This window comes from Flavonifractor sp. An4, assembly GCF_002161755.1.
In the GTDB taxonomy this organism is placed as follows: Bacteria; Bacillota; Clostridia; order Oscillospirales; family Oscillospiraceae; genus Flavonifractor; species Flavonifractor avicola.
Genome location: NZ_NFIL01000004.1, coordinates 28,440 through 49,578, shown reverse-complemented (window position 1 = coordinate 49,578; position 21,139 = coordinate 28,440). Strand labels below are relative to the sequence as shown.

The following is a 21,139-nucleotide window of genomic DNA, read 5'->3' as shown; positions in this document are numbered from 1 at the left end:
TAGTTAATTATACTACCGTTTTAAAGTACAGGCAACGGAAAGGAAATGATTTCTTTGACACTGTTGGAGCAGGCCAAGGCCATGGAGCCTCAGCTGCGGGCCATGAAGGACGACCTCCACCGCCACCCCGAACTGAGCTTTCAGGAGGTGCGCACCACTGGAATTTTAAAAGAAAAACTGACCGCCTTAGGGCTGGAACTCATCGACCTGGGCATGGACACCGGCGTGGTAGCCCTGCTGCGGGGAGCCCACCCCGGTAAGACTGTGGCCCTCCGGGCCGACATTGATGCTATCGCCCAGCAAGAAGCCGCCCACGACGGGGCCATGTCCCAGTGTGACGGACTGATGCACGGCTGCGGCCACGATTTCCACACCGTGGGGCTGTATGGCACAGCCTGCCTGCTGGCCCAGCGCCGGGATCAGCTGGCGGGCAACGTGGTCTTTCTCTTCCAGCCCGCCGAGGAGGTCACCCAGGGGGCCCAGGCCATGATCGACCACGGGCTGTGGGACAAGCTGCCCGCCAAGCCTGACTGTCTCTTCGGCCTGCACAACCGGCCTGAGCTGCCCGCCGGACAGATCGCTGTGATGGAAGGGCCGGTGATGTCGGGCAAGAGCCACTTTGTTATCACCCTCCATGGTATCTCCGGCCACGGCGGCTCCCCCCACAAATGTACCGACGTGATCGTAGCCGGTGCGGCGGTGGTCAACGCCCTTCAAACGGTGGTGAGCCGCAACACCGATCCCCTGGAAAGCCTGGTGTGCTCCGTGCTGTCCATTCACGCCGGTACCCCGGACAATTTCGTCCCCGACGTACTCACCATGACAGGAAGCATCCGGGCTCACGGAACCGCCGCCCACCGCCATGCCGAGGAGCGGCTGCGTGAGCTGACTCTGGGGGTATCGGCCGCCTACGGCTGCACCGCCGAGGTGGAGTTCCACCCCGGCGTCCCCGCCACTGTCAACTCCCCCGCCATGACCGCTCTGGCCCGAAAGGCGGCTCTGGCTCTGGTGGATGAGGCTTATGTGGTCTCCCCTGCCCCCGATATGGGTTCGGAGGACTTCGCCGTCTTTGGGCAGGATGTGCCCGCCTTCTTCTATTGGCTGGGCTCCGGCTTCCCCGGCCAGTTTAATCCCTGCTGGCACAACGAGCACTTCCTCACCGATGACGACGCCCTGCCTCTGGCCGCCGCCCTGTTGGCCCAGTCTGCCCTGGTAGGATTGGAATAAAAAGAACAGCACGCCCTCCCATGTGGGGGGCGTGCTGCTTTTTCTCTATATGTACTTCAACGGGCCATATACACCGCGCCAATAGCCTTGAATTGCCGTGCCACCGCACCGCACAGCTCGTTATAATACTTGAGATAGTCCTTTTTTGCCTGGCGCTCCCGGCTCTTCTGCTGTTGAAAATTCGCCCACTGGGCACAGCTTTTGTGACAGCCTTCGCAGTAACTGGAACAGGTCTGTTGACACGGAATCATAGCGGAAACCCCTTTCTGCTCTGTCCGGGTGATTGCCCCGGCGGTTCCGGCTTGTCTGAAAACATCCGGTGTCTCTATTGTACTTGGCCTGCCCCGCGCTTTCCATCACCTTTTGGTAAAAGACTGTAAAGTTTCTTCTGACTTCCAAAAAGGCTCCCGGCAGCGCCGGGAGCCTTTCCTGTTTTACAGCCAGGTCTCCCCCTGGCTGTGCTTTTCATAGTCGTGGGTCACAGAGGCCTCCAGAATCTCATGGTAGGCCCAGTGGTCCACACGCACATCGGTGAAGGGGGCCGCTATGTCCCGCTCACCCGCCTGCCGGTCCATGGCACGGTTGAGGATCTTTACTGCCTCCGCTCTTGTCACATTGCGGCCCGGCTGGAAGGTACCATTGGTACCGCCGGAGATCCACCCCTGGGCAGCGGCAAAGGCGATCTCCCGGGCTGCCCAATAGCTGGCGGGCACGTCGGGAAAGGCGTGACTGCCGCCAGTGACAGTAAAGAAGCCGCACACCATCTTCACCAGCTCCGCCCGGCGGACTGGTTGGGTGGGGCGGAAGGTTCCGTCCTCATAGCCCTGGACAATGCCGTATTTCCGGGCAAAATGGACATAGGAGCTGTACCAGTCCCCCAGACTCACGTCGGAAAAGCCGCCGGTGCCCTCCTCATAACTGTAAAGTGGTTTCCCATTACGATCCACCGCCAGCCGGGTCAGCATCGTCACCGCCTCTCCCCGGGTCAGAGAGCTGTCCGGGTGGAACTGTCCATTGCTGCCCTGTACATAGGCCATATGGTCCGCCGTATTTAGAGCTGCTTCCAGCTGAGGCGCATAAAATTCCTTATAAAGCTTCTGCAATTCCCCATTCTGCGCCAAAAACTGATATCGGAAGTGAACTTCACCATCCACCTGGGCAATGGTCTCGTTGAGCTCCAGCTGCTGCCGGATGGCCTCCACACCGTACCAGGGACTGCTGGGATCAGTGTTGCCCGCCTGGTAGTCGGCCATACCAATGTAAAGGGAAACATCTGTACCCCTTACTGTGTATGCCCACCACTTGACGATGGTCTCATAGTCCATACTTTTATGACCGATATACCAGTAGACCTGGGGGCAGATGTAGTCAATCCACTCCTCCTGCACCCACTTCCGGCTGTCGGCGTAGGAGGCATAGTAGCTCTCAAAGCCGCCGGTGGTATTGGAGCCCTGGGACTGGCTGCTCTTGTCGGCCCACACGCCGGAGGGGCTGATGCCGTAAGACAAATCGGGATCAATGGCGTGGAGCCGCTCCCCCATCTCCTTCACCAGCTGGTTCACATTGTCCCGACGCCAATCCCCAATGTCGGAGAAGCCGCTGCCGTACTGGGCATAGGTGTCGGCGTCGTCAAAGTTTGCGCCGGGATAGAAGTAGTCGTCCATGTGGATGCCGTCGATGTCGTAATTACGGGCCAACTCCTCGGCGCTCTGAATGATGTACTCCCGCACCTCCGGCAGACCGGGATCAAAATAGTATTTGCCGTCGTACTCCACCACCCAGTCCGGGTGGACCTTGGCCGGATGGTCGGCAGTCAGGCTGTCGTACTCGGACTGGCCTCCCTTAGTCACCCGGAAGGGGTTGATCCAGGCGTGAAGCTCCAGCCCCATCTCATGGGCCTTCTCCACCCAGTAGGCCAGGGGATCAAAGCCATCTGCCGGGGCCTGACCCTGTCGGCCCGTCAGATCGGCGCTCCAGGGATAGTAACTGGAGGGATAGAGGGCGTCGGCGGAGGGCCGCACCTGTAAGATCACGGCGGTCATGCCCATATCGGCGCAGGTCTGCAAGATCTTGTCCGCGTCCGCCTTCAGCACCGCCGGGTCGGTGGTGGCCTTGCTGGGATAGTCCAGCCGGTACACCGTGCTCACCCACACCGCCCGGAATTGGTCGGGATTCTTCACTTCATTCTTCCCGGCGCTGGTCTGGGTACGGATGGCCATGCCTGCCAATGCCAGGGCACACACCAGCACAATGGCCACCACAAATTTCCATACTCTTGTCATGGGATTCTCCTTGCTTTGGTTCTGAGGACGGCGGGCTACTTCTCCTGGGCGGCAATCCGCTCCGCCAAGTCATTGAGATAGACCCAGCGCTCCATCTTCTCCTCCAGGGCGGCTTCCAACTGGCTCTGCTTCTCCTGGAGCTCCTGGAGAGCCACATAGTCGGTGGCCTTGGCAGCCTGCTCCGCCTGGACCTGGGCAATCTGCTCCTCCAGAGCGGCGATGTCGTCGTCGATGGTCTCAAACTCCCGCTGCTCCTTGTAGCTGAATTTCAGCTTCTTGGGGGCGGCGGGGCGCTCTTTCCCCTTGTCAGAGGTGGAGATTTTGGGGGCTTTGGCCTTCTCCTCTGCCCGCTTAGCGTCCAGATACTCGGTATATCCGCCTGGATAGGCCCGCACAGAGCCATCCCCCTCTACGGCAAACACCCGCCGCACCACCCGGTCCAGGAAATAGCGGTCGTGGGATACGGCAATCACCGCTCCGGGGAAGGTGTCCAGATAGTCCTCCAGAATGGACAGGGTCTGAATATCCAGGTCGTTGGTGGGCTCATCCAGCAGCAGCACATTGGGAGCGGCGGCCAGCACCGAGAGCAGATAGAGCCGCCGTTTCTCCCCGCCGGACAGCTTGCAGATGGGAGACCACTGAACCTCCACCGGGAAAAGGAACTGCTCCAGCAGCTGAGAGGCGGTGAGCATTCCCTCTGCCGTCTCAATGTTATTGCCGATCTCCTTCACATAGTCGATGACCCGGATATCCCCGTCCATGTCGGGCACTTCCTGGCGGAAGTAGCCGAAGCGGACCGTCTCGCCCACCTCCACGGTACCAGAATCGGGGGCCAGGGCCCCCGCCATCAGGTTGAGCAGGGTGGATTTTCCGCTGCCGTTGGAGCCCACGATGCCGATACGGTCGTCCCGCAGCAGCATACAGTCAAAGTCCCGGACCACGGTCCGGTCCCCAAAGGCCTTGGTGACCCCCGCAAGCTCCACCGTCTTTTTCCCTAGACGGCTGGCACGGGCGGACAGTTCCAAGGTACTTTTTTCCGTGGGGCCGGTCTGGGCCTTCAGGGCCTCGTACCGCTCAAGCCGCTCCCGGCTCTTGGTACCCCGGGCAGTGGGGCCCTGCATCACCCACTGGTACTCCCGTCGAAGGATGGCCTGACGCTTGCGCTCGCTGGCCTTTTCACGTTCCAGCCGGGCCGCCTTCCGCTCCAGATATTTGTCATAGTTACCCTCATAGGTGTAGAGCTTGCCGTCCTCCACCTCCACCATTTTCGTGACGATACGCTCCAGAAAATACCGGTCGTGGGTGACCATCACCAGAGCACCCTTCCAGCCTCTCAAATAGTCCTCTAACCAGCCCACCATCCGGTCGTCCAGATGGTTGGTGGGTTCGTCCAGCAACAGCACGTCACATGGCCGGGCCAGCACCGCCGCCAAGGCCACACGGCGGCGCTCACCGCCGGACAGCTCCCCTACCTTCTGGTCAAACCGGGGCACCCCCAGCTGATTCAGAATGGTCTTGGCCTCATATTCCGCCAGGGTGCGATCGTCCCCGTCCAGCCCCAGCAGCACCTGCTCCAGCACGGTATGTTCCCCGGGAAATACCGGGTTCTGAGGCAGGTAGGCCAGGCGCACATTGGGGTCGGGACGAACGGTACCTCCGTCCGGCTCCTCCGCCCCGGCCAGCAGCCGCAGCAGGGTGGATTTTCCGCAGCCGTTGACGCCGATGATACCCACCTTATCCCCCGGCCCCACATAAAACGAGACAGAGTCCAGCAGGATGCGGGTCCCGTAGGTCTTGGTCAATTGTTCCGCCGATAACAGCATATTGTTCCCTCGCTTTGTCGATATCCCGTATAGTATAGCGGAAATGGCTGAAAAAGAAAAGGCCTCATGGTACTTGACAGGCAACCGTATTACTCATATAATACAGTTAGAAAGTGTACTAGTTCAGTAATACAGTTAGGAGGTGGTATGGCCATGTGTGACTTTGGCGGCTTCGTCCCGGCGGACGGTCTGCCCATCTATCTGCAGATCGTGCGCTATGTGGAGCGGGGCGTGGCGGCTGGCACCATTGCCGACGGCGAGGAACTGCCCTCCCGCCGGGTGCTGTCGGCCCAGCTGGGTGTCAACCCCAACACAGTGCAGAAGGCCTACCGCCTGTTGGAGGAGGAGGGGCTCATCACCTCCCGCTCGGGGGCCAAAAGCGAGGTGTGCGCCCCGCCGGAGCAGGCAGCGGCCCTTCGCACCCGGCTGCTGGAGCAGGAGATCGCCGGTTTTGTCCGCTCCCTGCGGCAGTCCGGGCTGGAGAAAGAGGCCGCTCTGGAGCTGATCGACCGGCTGTGGGACCGAAAGGAGGAGGAAGCATGAGACAATATGTGAGCCTGATGATGGTAGCCGCCCGCTCCCGGCTGTGGCAGGTAGTCCTGATCACCGCCGGCACCAGTGCCGCCCAGGTGGCACTGGCCATTTCCATGCTGAACAAAATGAGTCTATATGGTTTTATGCAGAATTCCCTGTTCCATCTGCTGTTTACCGTAGGTCTGGTGCTGATCTGTCTGTCGCTGGCCTCCTTCGGCATGGAGCGGGGCGGCAGCAAGCTGGGCTATACCCTCCGCCGCCTGCCCTGTGGAGAGGAGAAGGCCACCCTGATATTCGCCCTTCACCACTTCCTCTGCCTGCTGATCTACTGGGGCGGGCAGATCGCAGCGGCATGGTATATTGCCCTGCGCTTCTGCGCCCTCTCAGACGACGCCTTTCCCATGCTGGTGTTTTATTACAGCGGATGGTTTCACGGAATTCTGCCCGGCCTGGACTGGCCCATCTACATCCGCAATGTGGTGATGCTGGCGGCCCTGGCCATGGCGGCAGCCACCTGCTCCTACCACTGGCGGCGGGGCGATAAACCCTTTACCGTCGTGCCCCTGGCCGCTTTTGCCGGTCTCAGCTTCCCTGCCGACATCGGCGCCTTTGGTTTACCGGGACCGGGCAGCGATTTTGTTGCCAGTCTGCCCAATGTGTACGCTAAGGTGCCAGATAATATCATGGTGGCGCTCTTCCAGCTGGCCGTCTTTGTGACAGCTCTGATCATCGTCACCTACAATCTGATAGGGAGGGCTCGCTATGTGGACACCTGAACGCGTCTATCCTCTGGGTTTTCCCGGCAGGCAGGCCCTCCAAATTACATTGGGCGGGCTGGGGGCTGCCTTTGCCATCGGTTATTTCCAGTTTCTCGCCTCCTTCTTTTCCGCCAAAGAGGAGCTCTATACGTCAGTCAAGATCGATGGCAAGTGGGTCCCAAAACTCATTGAGGGTTCGGTCATTGCCCCATTCTCCCGCCTGCTGGGCGGGATATCTCTGGGGCTGATTCTGGTGGCCCTCTGCCTCATCGTCTCCCTCTTTCTTCATTATGCCTGGCATAAGCTGGGCAGCCGCAGCATCTACCGCATGAAGCTGCTCCCCAACCGCTGGGAGCTGTGGCGGCGGGTGGTCTTTATCCCTCTGGTAGGCCTGGCCGCCTGCGCGCTGCTGTGGGGCCTGCTGCTTCTGCTGTGCGCCCTCACCTACCACTACGGGACACCGGACGGTCACTTCCCCCCCAACTGTTGGGGTTCCTTCCCCTTCTACTGGATTGGAGGCTGCTATGCTTGAACTGCATCAGGTTCGTAAAAAATACTTCGGCTCCACCATAGCGGTGGATGATCTGTCCCTCACCATAGGCCCTGGGGAAATCGTAGGACTGTTTGGAGAGAACGGCGCCGGCAAAACCACGCTGCTCAAGTGTATCCTGGGTCTGCTGTCCTATCAGGGCCAAATCACCCTGGACGGCGCTCCGGTAAACCGGGCCAACATCGCCCGCCTGTCCTTCGCCACCTGCGAGCACTCCTTCTTCCCCAACCTGACCGCAGAGGAGCACAGAATTTTTCTCAGCAGCCAGTTCCCCACCTTCCGTCAAAAACGCTTCCACGCTCTGCTGGACTTCTTCGAGCTGCCTGCCCACAAGGCCATCCGCCGGTTTTCCACCGGCCAGAAGAACCAGTTCGAGGTGATCCTGGCCCTGTGTCAGGGCGCCGACTACATCCTGATGGATGAGCCCTTCGCCGGCAACGACATCTTCAACCGGGAGGACTTCTACAAGGTGCTGCTGGGTATTCTGGAACCCAACGAGACCATCCTGCTGTCCACCCACCTGCTGGAGGAGGTACAGCACTTCATCAGCCGGGCCGTGCTGCTGCAAAAAGGCAAGCTGGTGGGAGACGCCTCCACCCTGGATCTGGAGGAACAGGGCAAGAGCCTCATGGACTATGTGAAAGAGACCTACCGCTACAGGGCCGACCGGGTCAGTCAGGCCCTGGACCAGCTCACCGGCAAGGAGGAGGGAGAGGGATGAAAAGCGCTCTGGCTCTGCTTCTGGCTCTGGTGGTCGCCTTCGGCGGACTGCTGGGCTGGACCAATGCTCAGCTGCAGCAACAGGGTACCGACGTAACCGTCTCCTCCACCACCCTGGCAGGGGACCCGGCAGCTGTCGCCGACGTCCAGGTCACCAGCTACACTGAGTATCAAAATCACCTCTTCTGGCGCCAGTCCTTTCCGGCGGACAGCCCGGAGCAGGGTGAGACCAGCTGCGCTTTTTCCCAGGCCGCCCACTTTGCAGAGGATAACTTTTCTTGGGGAACCTATTTTCATATCGAGCTCTCCAGACATAGCATAAGCAGTCATTCCTCTATAGAGAAGCAGCTCTCCCCTTCTCTGCTCGCTCTTTTAAAGCAGATCCAGAGTAACCGGCCCAACGTCGCCGTTTCGCAACAGCGGGTGGACCTGTCCGACTATACCGATCACTATCCCCTGGAGGTTTCCGGCTCTTTCACCCAATTTATACACGACCCGCTGACATCCAAGCAGCTGATCCAGTTGGTGGAAGACTACTTTTTCTTTCCTCTGTCCAAGAGCACATATGCCATCATCTCTCTGGAGACCGATGAGAAGAGCGGCCAGCTCTGTGGTTATGATTTTGACCTGGAATATGACTTGAGTCTATCTACCCAGACTGTGATGCGGGACTATATTACCTATTTCGCTCTCATTCCCGGAGGTGACCAGGTCGACCTGCTGGACACCAGTCATATTCCCGGCGGCTGGGGGATATACGCCCTCACCGGCACCAGCGGAGAATCCGCCGCCATCTCTACCCTCTACTCCATACCCGATGGCGGGCAGGTGGTCCGTCTCTTTGGCGGCCCGGAGGGAGACGACTGCCTCTACCTGCTGACTTTGGAAGAGAACACGCTGTTTTTCACCCAGCTGGACCCCAAAAACGGCCAGGTGGTGGTCCATCTGCCTCTCTTCCCCTGGACAGAGGATCAGGAGATCCTCAGTACCCTATGGCATGGAGACTATCTGGTGGTTTTCACCGGCAAAGGCCCCTTCGCGGTACTGGTTCCCGACGGCCAGGGGGGCTGGAAGGTGGATCTGACCGGGGACCTCCATAACCAATACACCCCCACCTACTATCCGTCAGCCGATGAGCTGACCGGGTATGCCCGGTACAGCACCACCTCCTCCCTCTATGACCATGACAGCCACCGGCTGATCTTTGCCGACTCCTATTACGCAGGGGACGAAAAGAACACCTCGTTCTTTCTGTCTGTATACGATCGGGACGGGCTGGCCTATCTGGGGACCTATCAGTTCAGTCTGCCCGCAGATGTGTATAAACTTTATGGTGTCTATACCAACAACTCCCCCTCCCATGTGCTCTCCTGGTCGGAAACTGCCTCTTGACAAAACCGGGCGGTTCGGCTAGAATGGGTAACAATCAAATCCCAGAAGAGGCAATGATGGGAAGAAGGCACGTCCCGTCCTTCTCAGAGAACCGGTGGTTGGTGCGAACCGGCGGAGGAAAGCGTGCGGATACTGATCCCGGAGCCGCCTGCCTGAAGCTGCTGTTGTAGGGCAGGCCGTCACGGCCACGTTATCGGCCGGGGCCTTGTTGGAGGCCATGAGCGTCCGCCGGTGACGGCGGGCGGAAGCAGGGTGGTACCGCGTATCTTACGCCCCTGACCATAATCTGGTCAGGGGTTTTTCTTATTCCCTGGCCCAAGGAGGAACTGCTATTATGAAACCCGCACAGGAAAAGTACATTCCCTTCGTCCCGCTGAAAATGGAAAAGCGCGCCTGGCCCGACAAGGAGCTGAAAGCGCCCCCCGTCTGGTGCTCCGTAGACCTGCGGGACGGCAACCAGGCCCTCATTGATCCCATGAACGTGGAGGAAAAGCTGGAGCTGTTCCACACGCTGGTGGACATCGGCGTAAAAGAGATTGAGGTAGGCTTCCCCTCCGCCTCCGAGACCGAGTATGAGTTCATCCGCACCCTCATTGAGGGCGGCCACATCCCCGACGACGTGACCATCCAGGTGCTGGTCCAGGCCAGAGAGCATCTGATCCGCAAGACCTTTGAGGCCATAGACGGAGCCAAGCACATTATCTTCCATTTCTATAACTCCACCTCCACCCTCCAGCGGAAGGTGGTGTTCCACACCGACGTGGCCGGCGTCACCAAGATCGCCGTGGACGCCGCCCAGCTCATCCGGGAGCTGAGCCGGCCCGCCATCGACGCCGGTATGGATCTCCGGTACGAGTATTCCCCCGAGTCCTTCATGGGCACCGAGATGGACGCCGCCGTGGAGATCTGCCAGGCGGTCATCGAGGCCATCGGGGCCACCCCCGACCATAAGATCATCCTCAACCTGCCCACTACGGTGGAAAACTGTATGCCCAACTACTTTGCCGATGAGATTGAGTACTTCATCGACAAGCTGCCCAGCCGGGAATGCGCCATCATCTCCCTCCATCCCCACAACGACCGCGGCGAGGGCGTAGCCACCGCCGAGATGGGCCTGCTGGCAGGCGCCGAGCGTGTGGAGGCCACCCTCTTCGGCAACGGTGAGCGCACCGGCAACGTGGATATGGTCACCCTGGCTCTCAACCTGTACACTCAGGGCGTGGACCCCAAGCTGGACTTCTCCAACATCAATAAGATCCGTGACGTGTACGAGAAGGTCACCAAGATGAAGATCGGCGAGCGGCAGCCCTATGTGGGTGAGCTGGTGTTCACCGCCTTCTCCGGCTCCCACCAGGACGCCATCAACAAGGGCACCCGCTACATGGAGGAGAGCGGCACCGAGTACTGGGAGGTGCCCTATCTGCCCATCGACCCCGCCGATGTGGGACGGCAGTATGAGCCCATCATCCGCATCAACTCTCAGTCGGGCAAGGGCGGCTCCGCCTTCGTCATGCAGCACTCCTTCGGTTTCGATCTGCCCAAGGCCATGCACCCCGAGTTCGGCCACATCGTTCAGGTGGAGACCGACCGGGTGGGCAAGGAGCTCAAACCGGAGGCCATTTACGACCTGTTCAAGACCCACTACATCGACGCCGTCAAGCCCTACGAGATGGTGCGCCACTCCTTTGCTGAGTTTACCGATGAGGAGGGCCACTCCCACGTCACCTTTGCCGGTACCCTTCGCCACACCGACACGGTATTCCAGGTTCAGGGCTCGGGCAACGGCCCCATTGACGCCTTCTTCAACGCCATCCACGGTCAGAAGATGGACCGCTTCACCTTCATCGACTACAAGGAGCACGCCATCAAGCAGGGCTCCGACTCCCAGGCTGTGGCCTACATCCACCTCCAGGATGAGGAGGGCCGGGACTGGTTCGGTGTGGGCATGAGCCACAACATCAACCTGGCTCCTCTGAAGGGCATCCTGTCCGCCATCAACCGGGCCGTCAACCACGACGGGCTGTAATCTCACAACGCAAAAGGGGTCCCGCCGGTAAACCGGCGGGACCCCTTTTGTCCATTTTTTACGCGTCGTGATGATGACCACCGCAGTTGTGGTCGTGATGATGCTCGTGTTCGTGATCATGGTGGTGGCAGACGGCATCGGTGGACTTCAGCTCCCCTTTCAGGTACTGCTCCACGGCGGTGCGGGCGTCCCCCTGAACCCCCATCATGGTCTTGATGTTCCGCTGCTGGAACAGAGACACGGCGTGGGCACCCATGCCTCCGGCAATGACTACCTCAACCCCCATATCCCCCAGGAAATTGGGCAGGAATCCGGGCTTGTGCTCCGGATTGGGTACCAGCTCCTCCCCCAGAATCTTGCCGTCCTCCACAGTGTAGATACGGAAATGTTCACAATGGCCGAAGTGGCCTTCTACCTCTGTTCCCACGCTGGCAACTGCGATCTTCATGGTTCGTCGCTCCTTTTCCCGGCATATGCCAATTATTATAGCTTCATCATACGCTTATTTCCGGCATATGTCAATATCATTCTAAAAAAGATGAGGGTGCAGCGGATTGCCGCACCCCCAATCTTTTCTTATTTTCGATTGTTTTTCTTCAGATCCACCAAGCAGATGTTCAGATCCACCTTACCCTCGATCCCGCTTACCGTTCCGCTGCTGGAATACTGCCACATATCATAGTAATACGGGAATGTGGTGGGCTTCCACCCGGTGGTATAGTGAGCCAGCCAGAAAGGATAGTCCTGCAGCTGAGAGAGGTCAAACCCCTTGTTTACCAGATTGGGATTGCTGTAGGCCATGGGCTGATATCCCTCATCCTGGATCACCTGGTTAAATGCCTTGGTACAGTCAATGATCTCCTGGTAGGTCATGTTGTATGTACGGCTGCTGCTGTCGCTGACATACTCCCAGTCAAATACCACCGGATAGGTCACATCATATCCCTCGATCCACTCCAGGGTCTGATAGGCCTCCTCCATAGCTTCTTCCTCGTTGACCGCCTGGGAGAAGAAGTAAACCCCCACATCGATACCCGCTCGGGTGGCGTTTTCTATGTTATACGTAAAATAGGGGTCCTGAACGATCTTACCCACGGTATACCCTCGATAACCTACCCGAATGATGGCAAATTCCACTCCGGATTCCGCCACCAGGTCCCAGTCGATCTTGCCCTGGTGGGAGGAGACATCGATGCCCACATGGCTCTCCGCATCTCCATTGTAGCTGAGGAAGCCGTCCTCATTGACATAAAACGCCTCGCTGTCATAGGGGTTGGATGGGATGGGCATTGGAGTAGGCGTAGGCGTGGGCTCCGGTGTTTCACTGGGAGTAGGTTCCGGATCCGGGCTTTCGCTGGGGGTGGGTTCCGGTGTAAGTGTTGGCGTGGGAGTAGGCGTTGGAGTAGGCGTTGGAGTTGGAGTCGGGGTAGGCGTGGGCTCCGGTTCCGGCTGGCTGTTCTGGTCGTAGCGGGTCAGAATAACCGCTGTCTCCGCCCGGGTTGCCTGGCCGGAGGGATCAAAGCAATTTCCCGGCTTACCGCTGATCACCTGCTCCGCCTGGGCCCAGTCCACTGCGGGAACCGCCCAGGACGAGATCTCGTCCCCATCGGCATAGGGTGTACCGGCGCTGGCGTCCGGGCTGCCTGCATAGCGCCACAAAATGGTGGCCACCTGTTCCCGGGTCACAGGATCGTTGGTACCAAAGGTCTGGCTGCTGTACCCGGTCACATAGCCGTTCTGTTGGGCCCACAGCACCGCTTCGGAGTACCAGGCATCGTTTTCTGTATCGGTAAAGTTGTCCCTGCCGCTCACCGCCGGACTGCCCGCCATCCGGTAAAGTACAGTGGCCAGCATGGCCCGGCTCATGGACAATTCCGGCGCAAACATACTGCTGGAGATGCCGCTCATCAGCCCATTGTCATACACATAGGATACCGCTCCGGCGTACCATACGCCGGGGACTACGTCGGCAAAGGACCCGCCGCTCTCCGCGGCCTGGACCGTTCCGCCAAAAGGCAGAGGGATCATGGCTGCCAGCAGTGTGCCTGCCAGCAGTCTGGATGCTGCTTTTCTTCTTACCATGGACTTTCCTTTCTGCGTAGGACTCTGTTCTGTTTTGGATAATGCGATTGATAATAGCATAACAGAAATCCAGCTGTTCGACAAGTTTTGAACAGAAATTTTATAATATTTGCTATTTTCCTTTTTTCCCGCCCAAGATAGTTCCAAGCAGTATACATAAGTTTGTAAACCCTTCTACACAAAAAGGCTCCCGCCGTTGGCGGGAGCCTTTTTGTACGATAAAATCAGCCCAGTTTGCTATACTCTGTTTCGGAGACTGCTTCCAGCCATTCATTGGAGCAGTTCTCACCGGGCACCTCCAGGGCAAGATGGGAGAACCAGCTGTCCGATGCGGCGCCATGCCAGTGCTTGACGCCAGTGGGAATGTTGACCACATCGCCGGGATGCAGCGCCCTGGCCTCCTTCCCCCACTCCTGATACCAGCCCCGGCCGGCCACACAGATCAAAATCTGCCCGCCGCCCTTGTCAGCGTGATGGACGTGCCAGTTGTTCCGGCAGCCTGGCTCGAAGGTCACGTTATATACCCCCACCTGGCTGACAGAGAGGGGCTGCAGGTAACTCTGGCCCACGAAGTACTGAGAGAACCCGTCGTTGGGCGCCCCGATGGGAAACACCATTTCTTTCTGGTGCATGGCCTTACCATCATCGCCGGCATCCTCGGCCCACACTTCCTTGGCCATACGGAAGGCCGCCCAGGCCTTGGGCCAACCTGCGTAAAAGGCAGCATGAGTCAAAATCTCCGCAATCTCCTGGCGGGTAATACCGTTTTGCTTGGCAGTGCTCAGGTGATACTGGAAGGAGCTGTCCACCAGCCCCTGAGCCATCAGAGCCACAACCGTGACCAGAGAACGATCCCGCAGGGAGAGTTTATCCTCCCGGTTCCACACCTGGCCAAACAATACGTCGTCATTCAACTCCGCAAATTTCGGAGCAAACTCACCCAGCGCATCTCTGCCCGCCGTCTGCTTCACTGCCATAACAAATACCTCCTACTCAAGAGAAAATGTAACCTGAACCCTTCCCTCTCCCAGCTTCGCCTGCAAATCGGTGGGATCATCGATCTTTGCAAGCCGGGTGAAGTTCCAGGTATTCGTACCGTAGTAAATCGTAATCTGATTGCCCTGATAGAGGATCACATCCCCCGGCTCCGTGGTGATCTGCTGGTCATTCCGGGTCAGCGTGGTACCCAGCGGGCCCACTTTTTCAAAGCCACCGTAATCCTCCATCTCGATGGTCACCGGCCCCTGTGCCAGCAGCTCCTTGAATTCACGGGCCGAGCTGTTGTCCTCCAAGGTAGCCAGCAGTTCCTCATCGCCTACTGTGATCTTCAATGCCGTTTCCTCCTGACCGGATGCCGTCTCCGCAGATTGTGTCTCTTCTGGAACGCTGCCGCCGCAGGCCGACAGTCCCAATAGGGCAAGGAGCATACACAGCCACTTTGCCGCGGTTCTCATACGCCCTTACCCATCTTATAGGCCTCGGCCAGCTTTTCGGTCAGACGGGCCATATCGCCCGGGTCATTGACGCCGCCGCCCCGTACCACACCGGCCAGCCGAGCCTTTTCAAAACAGGCGATCCAGCCATTCAGGCCGTTGACAGGGCCGTCAGAGGCGCTGTCCTCCTCCTCAGCGGAGGCGGTGAGTAAGTAGATATCCCGGAAAGCGTAGTCGGCGGCGTACAGAGAATTGGCCCGGTCCAGCAGGGTTTTCATCTGGCCGGACATCTCGTAATAGTACACCGGGGTGGCAAAGCAAATCACATCCGCTGCCGCCATCTTTTCCACAATCGCGTTGGCGTCGTCCTGAATCACACACCGGGACTGCTTCAGACAGGCCAGACAGCCCCTGCAAAAGTGCAATTCCTTCCCCTGTAGGGAGAGCAGCTCCACCTGATGGCCGGCCTCCTGGGCACCCTGGACAAACTGCCGGGCCAGCAGATCAGAATTGCTGTTGTGACGCAGGCTGGTAGAAATCACCAAAATTTTCTTGCTCATGCTTCGTCCTCCTCGCCGATGGTCCGTATGACTTTTGCAGGTACGCCGCCTACCACGGTATTCTCCGGCACATCTCTGTGCACCACCGCGCCGGCGGCCACAATGGCGCCGTCCCCGATGGTCACACCAGGCAGAATGGTAGCATTGGCGCCGATCCACACATTCTTCCCGACTCGGATCGGTGCGGGGATCATGCTGCCTCGGTCTTTTGGCGAGGCAACGTGGTTAAGGGTCGCCAGCACCACATTATGACCGATGAGGGCACCATCCTCGATAAAAATGCCGCCCTGATCCTGAAATTTGCACCCCGCGTTGATAAACACATTCTTTCCAATATGGATGTTTTTTCCACAGTCCGTGTAAAAAGGCGGGAAAAGCCCGAAGCTCTCATCCACCGGCTTGCCGATCAGCTGAGAAAACAGGGCCCGCAGCTGCGCCGGTTCATGATAGCTCCCGTTGATCTCCGCGGTGATCCGCAAGGTCTCCTGGCTAACACCGTGCATGAATTGGTGAACCTCGCTTCCGCCCTGCACCACGTTACCGCTGTTCAGTTCATTCAAAAATTCTTCTAGCTCCATGTTACGCTCCCAATTCTTCAGGTATTTGGTTTCATTGTATCACCGGCGCTTTCAGATAACAAATACCTATATAGAATATCTTACTATGCTTGAAACCTATAGTTAAGTCATGCTATTATCTATACAGAGGTGAGCGCTATGGAGTTGAGAGTGCTTCAATATTTTCTGGCCGTGGCACGGGAGCAAAATATCTCAGCGGCGGCACAATCCCTTCACCTGACACAGCCCACCCTCTCCAGGCAGCTCAAGGAGCTGGAGGAAGAGCTGGGTAAGCAGCTGATGGTCCGGGGCAACCGGAAGATCACGCTGACCGAGGACGGTATGCTGCTGCGGAAACGGGCGGAGGAGATTCTGGAGTTGGTGGACCGGACGGAGAAAGAGGTTATGCAGTCCGGCAACACCGTCAACGGGGATATCTATATCGGCACCGGTGAGACAGACGGCGTGCGCCAAATCGTTGGGGCTGCCAAACAGCTGCGGGAGCGCTACCCGGGTATCCATTTCCACATCGTCAGCGGCGACGCTGTGGACGTATGCGAGCGGCTGGACAAGGGGTTGTTGGATTTTGGCGTCCTTCTTGGGGACATGGACAAAACAAGATACCACTATATGGAGCTGCCTATGAAGGACACCTGGGGGGTACTGATGCGGCGAGACAGTCCTCTTGCCCGGCAGGACACCGTTTCTCCCCATGATCTGTGGGACAAGCCTCTGATCCTCTCCCGGCAGGTGGATAATAAAAGCGGCCTGTACCGCTGGCTCAAAAAAGAACCCTCGGAGCTCTACACCGTGGCCACCTATAATCTGATCTACAACGCCTCGTTAATGGTGGACGAGGGGCTGGGATACGCCTTTACCCTGGACAAACTGGTAAACACCACTGGCAGCAACCTGTGCTTCCGGCTCCTGAAGCCAAAGCTGGAGCTGGGGATGCACCTGGTCTGGAAAAAATCCCAGACATTTTCCAAGGCGGCAGAACTGTTCCTGGAGCAACTGCAGAATCACCTGTCCTCTTCTCAAAACGTAAGCAAATAACTTGGACGCCCGGCTGATGCCGGGCGTCCATTTTGTTGCTTGGTTCTTTCTTTGTTTGTAAATTCAAGGATACTGCAGGTCTGTTGCGCCAATCATTCTCCTTCGATTACTTCAGCTGCGCCCCGTCCCGGAAGGCGTTGCCCACCTTCTCACCCAGCTTGCGGTAGGTATTGTGGATGGGGTCAAAGATAATGGGCTGCAGCTTGTCCGGATCGATCTTTCCGTCCTCTCCCAAAACCGACTCATCAGCACTGACATTCACGATCTCGCCTACCAGACGGCAGCTCTCCGGATCATAGCTGACCAGGCGGCACTCCACAGCCATAGGCAGCTCATCAATGAGGGGCGCATCCACAAATTCTGCTTTGCTGGTATGCCAGCCCGCCTTTTCCAGCTTATTGGCCACGTTATTGCCCGACTCAATGCCCACATAGTCGCAGGCCACCATCTGCTCTGCCGTGGCCATGCTTACCGTAAAAGCCTTCCGGGCCAGAATATTGGCGGTGGTCTTATGACCGGCACTGATACACATGGACAATTCCTTCTCCTCGCTGATGCCGCCCCAGGCCGCATTCATAGCATCCGCCGTGCCATCTTCGCCATAAGTGGCCAGGATAAAGACCGGCTGGGGGTAGGTCCAGGGTTTTGCTCCAAAATTCTTACGCATAAAAGATACCTCCTGTTTGATGATTTTCAGCAGTTACCTGTATAAACATCGTGCAGTTCTTCCCGTGCCACATCCGCCAGGCGGTAAACCGTCTCCACCGGCGTAGGTGGACGGTCCGCCATACGATGGCGGGGGAAAAAGCGGGAGATGTGCAGGGGAATGTGGGAATCGACCGAGGAGAGCCATCGGGACAGGGCCCGGATCTCCTCCTCGGTATCATTTTCCCCAGGCACAATCAGCGTGGTGACCTCCAAATGGCAGCGGCCGGCAGCCAGGGAGATGGAACGTTTCACGCTCTCCAGATCTCCTCCCAGGGCGCAGTACCACCGTTCGGTAAAGCCCTTCAAATCAATGTTTACCGCGTCGATCAGCGGCAGCAGCTTCAGCCACCAGTCCTCTGCAATGGTACCATTGGTCACCAGCACGTTGAGCATCCCGGCCTGGTGTACCAGCGCGGCGCAGTCCCGCACATACTCATAGCCAACCAACGGCTCATTATAAGTATAGGCCACACCGATATTGCCCCGGCAGGCCAAACGTACAGCCTCCCGTACCAGTTCTTCCGGTGTGCAATCCCTGGTTGGGAATGTCTCCCCTGCTCCAGCGATCTCAATATTCTGACAGAAGGAACAGCTCAGATTACAGCCAAAGCTGCCCACCGACAGTACCATACTGCCTGGATGGAACCGGCGCAGCGGCTTTTTCTCAATGGGGTCCAGGGCCAGCGCGGTCAGTTTGCCATAGTTGAGCGGGACGATCCGTCCGCCCCGGTTGCCTCTGGCCCTGCACAGCCCGGTCTGTCCCTCCGCTAATTGGCAGCGGTGAAAACACAATTCACACGAGATGCTCATCGGTGCCGCACCACCTGAAATCGCTGGATCTGATACGGATCCTCCGCGCCGATCCCGCCCTTTTGCCGGGCAATATCCAGCTGCTGCGCCACTGTATCCACACCTTCCAGGTCCGGCAGCAGCAGTCCCCGCCGCTGCCCGCAGCTGACAATGACTCCGTATTGTCTGGGGTCCAACTGATCGGGGGAATCCACAGTTTCCGGCTCCCCCAACACATCCACGCTGTACTCCAGCTCATCCAGCTCCCGGGCCCGCACCGCCGGGAACCGCGGATCTCGGATCCCGGCGGAAATGGCGTTTTGTATGATCTCCCAGGCCACATTTCTCTGGGTTGGCGCAATGGTACCGATGCAGCCACGGAGCCGTCCGTCCTTATGGAGGGATACAAAGGCTCCTGCCGCCTGACTGGTCAATTCCTGGGGCAATCCCGCAGGCAGCTGCCCCAGAGGATCTCCGGTCCGCACATAAGTCTCCAGCGACAACCTGGCCAGCTTTACCCAGGGGTCCTCTTTAGCACGTCTCTCCTCCAGCTGGGCCTGCCTGACCTGCTGGAATGCGGCAGCATACCGACGGCCCTCGTCCCGTCCGGTGACCGGAAACAACGCCACCGCGTATCCCACCCCGAAAGTACCCTCATGGCTCAAAAGCCGGGGTTCCACCGCCAGCCCATCCAAGGCCCCAGACATTATCTGGAAGGCACGCAGGCCGCATTCAGCCGCCCGCTGGCAGAGATCTGCGTCCATGGTGAGGAATTGCAGAAAATCCCCCGATGCCATAGTCTCTGTCACCCGTTGATCAAAGACCGGTCCCTCCGGCGCAAATCCATACGGGCCGTCGGCTTTCAGTTTATGAGAGAGATCGCCGCTGGCCACAAACACGGCCCGGCGGCCCAATGCCTCTGCCGCCTCGGCCACGCACTGTCCCAGTCGGTAGTGCTCCAGCGGAGAGAAGCCGGAAAGGCCCATCCGTATGATGGGGCAATCCACGCCCGCTTTGCGGAGAAAAACAAGAGGAATCAATGCTCCATGGTCCAGAGCGGGGTTACGCTGGCCCAGGGTGCCAGCCTCCAGACCTTTTTCCCGGGCTCGACGCACAATTTCATCCCGCAGCGGCCCGTCGTACTCTACCTCAATGCGCACCTGGGGGGCGCCAAAGGCAGACATATCGCCCGAAGCACCCGCTCCAGGAGCAATGTGAAAATAATCTCCGTACAAAACCGTGTGTGGTGAGGCTACAATGAGCACATCCGGCTTCCACCGCGCCACCTCCGCAGCGGCGGCACGCATGGCCTGACCGGTGGCATTGATCTCACACTCCCGGCCCCTGCCCACTTCAGGCAGCAGCACCGGAGGATGTGGGGTCAGGATTGCACCCAGCATAGGCATATTATCCGCTCCCTTCCGGCCATACAAAGATTTCTATAAACAGTATAGCACGGCAAAAGGAACAGAAAAAGCCGTTCCCCAACAAAACTGCACACAAATTGTTGTCATGCGTTCTACACATACCAACCCACAATATCCGATTGAACGGGCAAAAGGGGCAGGCACCCGAAAAAGCTTTCAGTCGCCCGCCCCCTTTTCTGTTTTCTTATTCTCCTTCCGGTACTGTCAGAAATCTTGCCGCCGCCAGGCGATGGAAGATAACCGCAAATACCAGGCCGAAGGTCACACCCAAGATGGTATCTACAATACGAAGGATCACCGCTCCCTGGAGTCCGTAGATTCCGGTCCCCAACATCAGCGCACCAAAACAGTTCATTGCCGTTTTATACCGATAATCGATGCAAAAGCCCAGACACAGTCCTCCCAAGGGGCCCATTAACGGGTGAAGCGCTTCCGGCGTCACCAGATAAACCACAAAAACCGCACAGGAGCCCGCCAACGCCCCCACAATTCTCTGCCAGAAGCGGGTAACCGTATTGCCGGAGTAAGGATATTCCGACAGCAGCGATGCACAGGCAAATCCCATCCACATGAACCGCTCTACTCCAAACACCTGTCCCGCAGTCAGCACCAGACTCACGCCAAGGGCCATGCGAAACTGCCACAGATAAACCGGCACAGCAAGATCAAACTTCCGCATGACATGGTGAAAACGCGTCGTCTTATGCTGATCCCGGTGCTTGGCAAACAGGATGGCGCCGCAGATGAGATAGCCCACCAGCGCCAACAGTCCGCGGCGAACCAGCGCCTCTCCCACGACGGGATTGCCTGTCAGATAGATGTAGGCAAAGCTGTACAGGCCGCCGTTACCCATTTCAGGCCGTTGGGTGGTCATGCAGAGAATGGCAAAAAAGCCCGCAAAGTGCAGCGGAATCAACAGAACCGGCGGAACCACCGCCGCCGCACTGGGAACCAGAACCAGGATAGCCAGCACCGCTGCCAGGGTAATCAGAGAATCTCCGATGCAATACTCAAAATTGACAAAGCGAATCCCAAGCATCATGCAGAACAGCGCCACTGCCAGAGGTGTGTTGTCGCTCCCGAACACAGCGGACAACAAACTGATAAGCACAATGGCAAAGGCTACGATCAGCACAGACCGAACCGCTATCGCAACCCAGTAATAGGCTTTTTCCCGTCTTACTTCACAGGCTGAGATCTTCCGCTTCAGCACGG

21 protein-coding genes and 1 other annotated feature are annotated in these 21,139 nt (G+C 58.2%); of the genes, 8 read left to right on the top strand and 13 right to left on the bottom strand.

Annotation, left to right across the window (positions count from 1 at the left end; genetic code table 11):
• Window positions 1-45 precede the first annotated feature (45 nt).
• Window positions 46-1,227 carry a M20 metallopeptidase family protein gene (locus B5F94_RS03165; protein ID WP_087327587.1) on the top strand — a complete coding sequence of 394 codons (1,182 nt, stop codon included), beginning with the start codon at window positions 46-48 and terminating at the stop codon, window positions 1,225-1,227.
• Between the two features lie 56 nt (window positions 1,228-1,283).
• On the opposite strand, the gene B5F94_RS03160 is transcribed toward B5F94_RS03165, so the two are convergent.
• From B5F94_RS03160 to B5F94_RS03150, 3 genes are all read right to left on the bottom strand, one after another.
• Entirely contained in the window at window positions 1,284-1,478 is a 195-nt protein-coding gene (locus tag B5F94_RS03160) for a hypothetical protein (RefSeq protein WP_087188192.1), read from the bottom strand.
• A gap of 183 nt (window positions 1,479-1,661) precedes the next feature.
• The gene (locus B5F94_RS03155; protein ID WP_087327584.1) at window positions 1,662-3,509 is read right to left on the bottom strand and encodes a family 10 glycosylhydrolase; all 1,848 of its coding nucleotides are present in this window, start codon (window positions 3,507-3,509) and stop codon (window positions 1,662-1,664) included.
• A gap of 35 nt (window positions 3,510-3,544) precedes the next feature.
• A complete protein-coding gene (locus tag B5F94_RS03150) occupies window positions 3,545-5,332 on the bottom strand; it encodes an ABC-F family ATP-binding cassette domain-containing protein (protein ID WP_087327580.1) in 1,788 nt (595 codons plus the stop codon).
• 147 nt (window positions 5,333-5,479) lie between these two features.
• Here B5F94_RS03150 and B5F94_RS03145 point away from each other — a divergent pair, with 147 nt between their 5' ends.
• From B5F94_RS03145 to leuA, 6 genes are all read left to right on the top strand, one after another.
• Window positions 5,480-5,875, top strand: coding sequence for a GntR family transcriptional regulator (locus B5F94_RS03145; RefSeq protein ID WP_242965564.1), 396 nt, complete (start codon window positions 5,480-5,482; stop codon window positions 5,873-5,875).
• A complete protein-coding gene (locus B5F94_RS03140; RefSeq protein ID WP_087327578.1) occupies window positions 5,872-6,642 on the top strand; it encodes a hypothetical protein in 771 nt (256 codons plus the stop codon). Before B5F94_RS03145 ends, B5F94_RS03140 begins: the two co-directional genes overlap by 4 nt.
• Entirely contained in the window at window positions 6,629-7,156 is a 528-nt protein-coding gene (locus tag B5F94_RS03135) for a hypothetical protein (RefSeq protein ID WP_087327576.1), read from the top strand. The genes B5F94_RS03140 and B5F94_RS03135 overlap by 14 nt, the downstream gene beginning before the upstream one ends.
• Window positions 7,149-7,895 carry an ABC transporter ATP-binding protein gene (locus tag B5F94_RS03130; RefSeq protein ID WP_087327572.1) on the top strand — a complete coding sequence of 249 codons (747 nt, stop codon included), beginning with the start codon at window positions 7,149-7,151 and terminating at the stop codon, window positions 7,893-7,895. Before B5F94_RS03135 ends, B5F94_RS03130 begins: the two co-directional genes overlap by 8 nt.
• Window positions 7,892-9,286: a hypothetical protein gene (locus tag B5F94_RS03125; RefSeq protein ID WP_087327569.1), complete on the top strand. Its 1,395-nt coding sequence runs from the start codon at window positions 7,892-7,894 to the stop codon at window positions 9,284-9,286. Before B5F94_RS03130 ends, B5F94_RS03125 begins: the two co-directional genes overlap by 4 nt.
• 44 nt (window positions 9,287-9,330) lie before the next feature.
• Window positions 9,331-9,566: a binding site (T-box leader), on the top strand.
• 54 nt (window positions 9,567-9,620) lie between these two features.
• Entirely contained in the window at window positions 9,621-11,312 is a 1,692-nt protein-coding gene (leuA, locus tag B5F94_RS03120; protein ID WP_087327567.1) for a 2-isopropylmalate synthase, read from the top strand.
• A gap of 58 nt (window positions 11,313-11,370) precedes the next feature.
• Here leuA and B5F94_RS03115 read toward each other — a convergent pair whose 3' ends face one another.
• The 6 genes from B5F94_RS03115 to B5F94_RS03090 form a co-directional block, all read right to left on the bottom strand.
• Window positions 11,371-11,760 carry a NifB/NifX family molybdenum-iron cluster-binding protein gene (locus B5F94_RS03115; RefSeq protein WP_087327564.1) on the bottom strand — a complete coding sequence of 130 codons (390 nt, stop codon included), beginning with the start codon at window positions 11,758-11,760 and terminating at the stop codon, window positions 11,371-11,373.
• A gap of 128 nt (window positions 11,761-11,888) precedes the next feature.
• Entirely contained in the window at window positions 11,889-13,394 is a 1,506-nt protein-coding gene (locus B5F94_RS03110; RefSeq protein WP_158100248.1) for a GH25 family lysozyme, read from the bottom strand.
• A 224-nt stretch (window positions 13,395-13,618) separates the two neighbouring features.
• Window positions 13,619-14,371 (bottom strand): carboxymuconolactone decarboxylase family protein, encoded by a 753-nt coding sequence (locus B5F94_RS03105; protein WP_087327558.1) that lies wholly within the window; start codon window positions 14,369-14,371, stop codon window positions 13,619-13,621.
• Between the two features lie 12 nt (window positions 14,372-14,383).
• A complete protein-coding gene (locus tag B5F94_RS03100; RefSeq protein WP_242965563.1) occupies window positions 14,384-14,725 on the bottom strand; it encodes a cyclophilin-like fold protein in 342 nt (113 codons plus the stop codon).
• A 119-nt stretch (window positions 14,726-14,844) separates the two neighbouring features.
• Window positions 14,845-15,387, bottom strand: a complete 543-nt coding sequence (locus tag B5F94_RS03095; RefSeq protein ID WP_087327552.1) for a flavodoxin family protein — start codon at window positions 15,385-15,387, stop codon at window positions 14,845-14,847.
• The gene (locus B5F94_RS03090) at window positions 15,384-15,965 is read right to left on the bottom strand and encodes a DapH/DapD/GlmU-related protein (protein WP_087327549.1); all 582 of its coding nucleotides are present in this window, start codon (window positions 15,963-15,965) and stop codon (window positions 15,384-15,386) included. The genes B5F94_RS03095 and B5F94_RS03090 overlap by 4 nt, the downstream gene beginning before the upstream one ends.
• Window positions 15,966-16,103: 138 nt before the next feature.
• Here B5F94_RS03090 and B5F94_RS03085 point away from each other — a divergent pair, with 138 nt between their 5' ends.
• On the top strand, window positions 16,104-17,000 hold the full coding sequence (locus tag B5F94_RS03085) for a LysR family transcriptional regulator (RefSeq protein ID WP_087327546.1): 897 nt from the start codon (window positions 16,104-16,106) through the stop codon (window positions 16,998-17,000).
• 106 nt (window positions 17,001-17,106) lie between these two features.
• Here the strand turns inward: B5F94_RS03085 and B5F94_RS03080 are convergent, their stop codons facing one another.
• From B5F94_RS03080 to B5F94_RS03065, 4 genes are all read right to left on the bottom strand, one after another.
• Window positions 17,107-17,667, bottom strand: a complete 561-nt coding sequence (locus B5F94_RS03080) for a flavin reductase family protein (protein ID WP_087327543.1) — start codon at window positions 17,665-17,667, stop codon at window positions 17,107-17,109.
• A 26-nt stretch (window positions 17,668-17,693) separates the two neighbouring features.
• Window positions 17,694-18,518 carry an AmmeMemoRadiSam system radical SAM enzyme gene (amrS, locus tag B5F94_RS03075; RefSeq protein WP_087327541.1) on the bottom strand — a complete coding sequence of 275 codons (825 nt, stop codon included), beginning with the start codon at window positions 18,516-18,518 and terminating at the stop codon, window positions 17,694-17,696.
• On the bottom strand, window positions 18,515-19,903 hold the full coding sequence (gene amrA, locus B5F94_RS03070; protein WP_087327539.1) for an AmmeMemoRadiSam system protein A: 1,389 nt from the start codon (window positions 19,901-19,903) through the stop codon (window positions 18,515-18,517). The genes amrS and amrA overlap by 4 nt, the downstream gene beginning before the upstream one ends.
• 205 nt (window positions 19,904-20,108) lie before the next feature.
• Window positions 20,109-21,137, bottom strand: a complete 1,029-nt coding sequence (locus B5F94_RS03065) for an FUSC family protein (protein ID WP_242965560.1) — start codon at window positions 21,135-21,137, stop codon at window positions 20,109-20,111.
• Between the last annotated feature and the right edge of the window lie 2 nt (window positions 21,138-21,139).

What these genes read in the sequence shown, in the direction of transcription:
- B5F94_RS03165 (WP_087327587.1), top strand. Translation starts at nt 46, where the DNA reads ATGATTTCTTTGACACTGTTGGAGCAGGCCAAGGCCATGGAGCCTCAG.
- B5F94_RS03160 (WP_087188192.1), bottom strand. Translation starts at nt 1,478, where the DNA reads ATGATTCCGTGTCAACAGACCTGTTCCAGTTACTGCGAAGGCTGTCAC.
- B5F94_RS03155 (WP_087327584.1), bottom strand. Translation starts at nt 3,509, where the DNA reads ATGACAAGAGTATGGAAATTTGTGGTGGCCATTGTGCTGGTGTGTGCC.
- B5F94_RS03150 (WP_087327580.1), bottom strand. Translation starts at nt 5,332, where the DNA reads ATGCTGTTATCGGCGGAACAATTGACCAAGACCTACGGGACCCGCATC.
- B5F94_RS03145 (WP_242965564.1), top strand. Translation starts at nt 5,480, where the DNA reads ATGGCCATGTGTGACTTTGGCGGCTTCGTCCCGGCGGACGGTCTGCCC.
- B5F94_RS03140 (WP_087327578.1), top strand. Translation starts at nt 5,872, where the DNA reads ATGAGACAATATGTGAGCCTGATGATGGTAGCCGCCCGCTCCCGGCTG.
- B5F94_RS03135 (WP_087327576.1), top strand. Translation starts at nt 6,629, where the DNA reads ATGTGGACACCTGAACGCGTCTATCCTCTGGGTTTTCCCGGCAGGCAG.
- B5F94_RS03130 (WP_087327572.1), top strand. Translation starts at nt 7,149, where the DNA reads ATGCTTGAACTGCATCAGGTTCGTAAAAAATACTTCGGCTCCACCATA.
- B5F94_RS03125 (WP_087327569.1), top strand. Translation starts at nt 7,892, where the DNA reads ATGAAAAGCGCTCTGGCTCTGCTTCTGGCTCTGGTGGTCGCCTTCGGC.
- leuA (WP_087327567.1), top strand. Translation starts at nt 9,621, where the DNA reads ATGAAACCCGCACAGGAAAAGTACATTCCCTTCGTCCCGCTGAAAATG.
- B5F94_RS03115 (WP_087327564.1), bottom strand. Translation starts at nt 11,760, where the DNA reads ATGAAGATCGCAGTTGCCAGCGTGGGAACAGAGGTAGAAGGCCACTTC.
- B5F94_RS03110 (WP_158100248.1), bottom strand. Translation starts at nt 13,394, where the DNA reads ATGGTAAGAAGAAAAGCAGCATCCAGACTGCTGGCAGGCACACTGCTG.
- B5F94_RS03105 (WP_087327558.1), bottom strand. Translation starts at nt 14,371, where the DNA reads ATGGCAGTGAAGCAGACGGCGGGCAGAGATGCGCTGGGTGAGTTTGCT.
- B5F94_RS03095 (WP_087327552.1), bottom strand. Translation starts at nt 15,387, where the DNA reads ATGAGCAAGAAAATTTTGGTGATTTCTACCAGCCTGCGTCACAACAGC.
- B5F94_RS03090 (WP_087327549.1), bottom strand. Translation starts at nt 15,965, where the DNA reads ATGGAGCTAGAAGAATTTTTGAATGAACTGAACAGCGGTAACGTGGTG.
- B5F94_RS03085 (WP_087327546.1), top strand. Translation starts at nt 16,104, where the DNA reads ATGGAGTTGAGAGTGCTTCAATATTTTCTGGCCGTGGCACGGGAGCAA.
- B5F94_RS03080 (WP_087327543.1), bottom strand. Translation starts at nt 17,667, where the DNA reads ATGCGTAAGAATTTTGGAGCAAAACCCTGGACCTACCCCCAGCCGGTC.
- amrS (WP_087327541.1), bottom strand. Translation starts at nt 18,518, where the DNA reads ATGAGCATCTCGTGTGAATTGTGTTTTCACCGCTGCCAATTAGCGGAG.
- amrA (WP_087327539.1), bottom strand. Translation starts at nt 19,903, where the DNA reads ATGCCTATGCTGGGTGCAATCCTGACCCCACATCCTCCGGTGCTGCTG.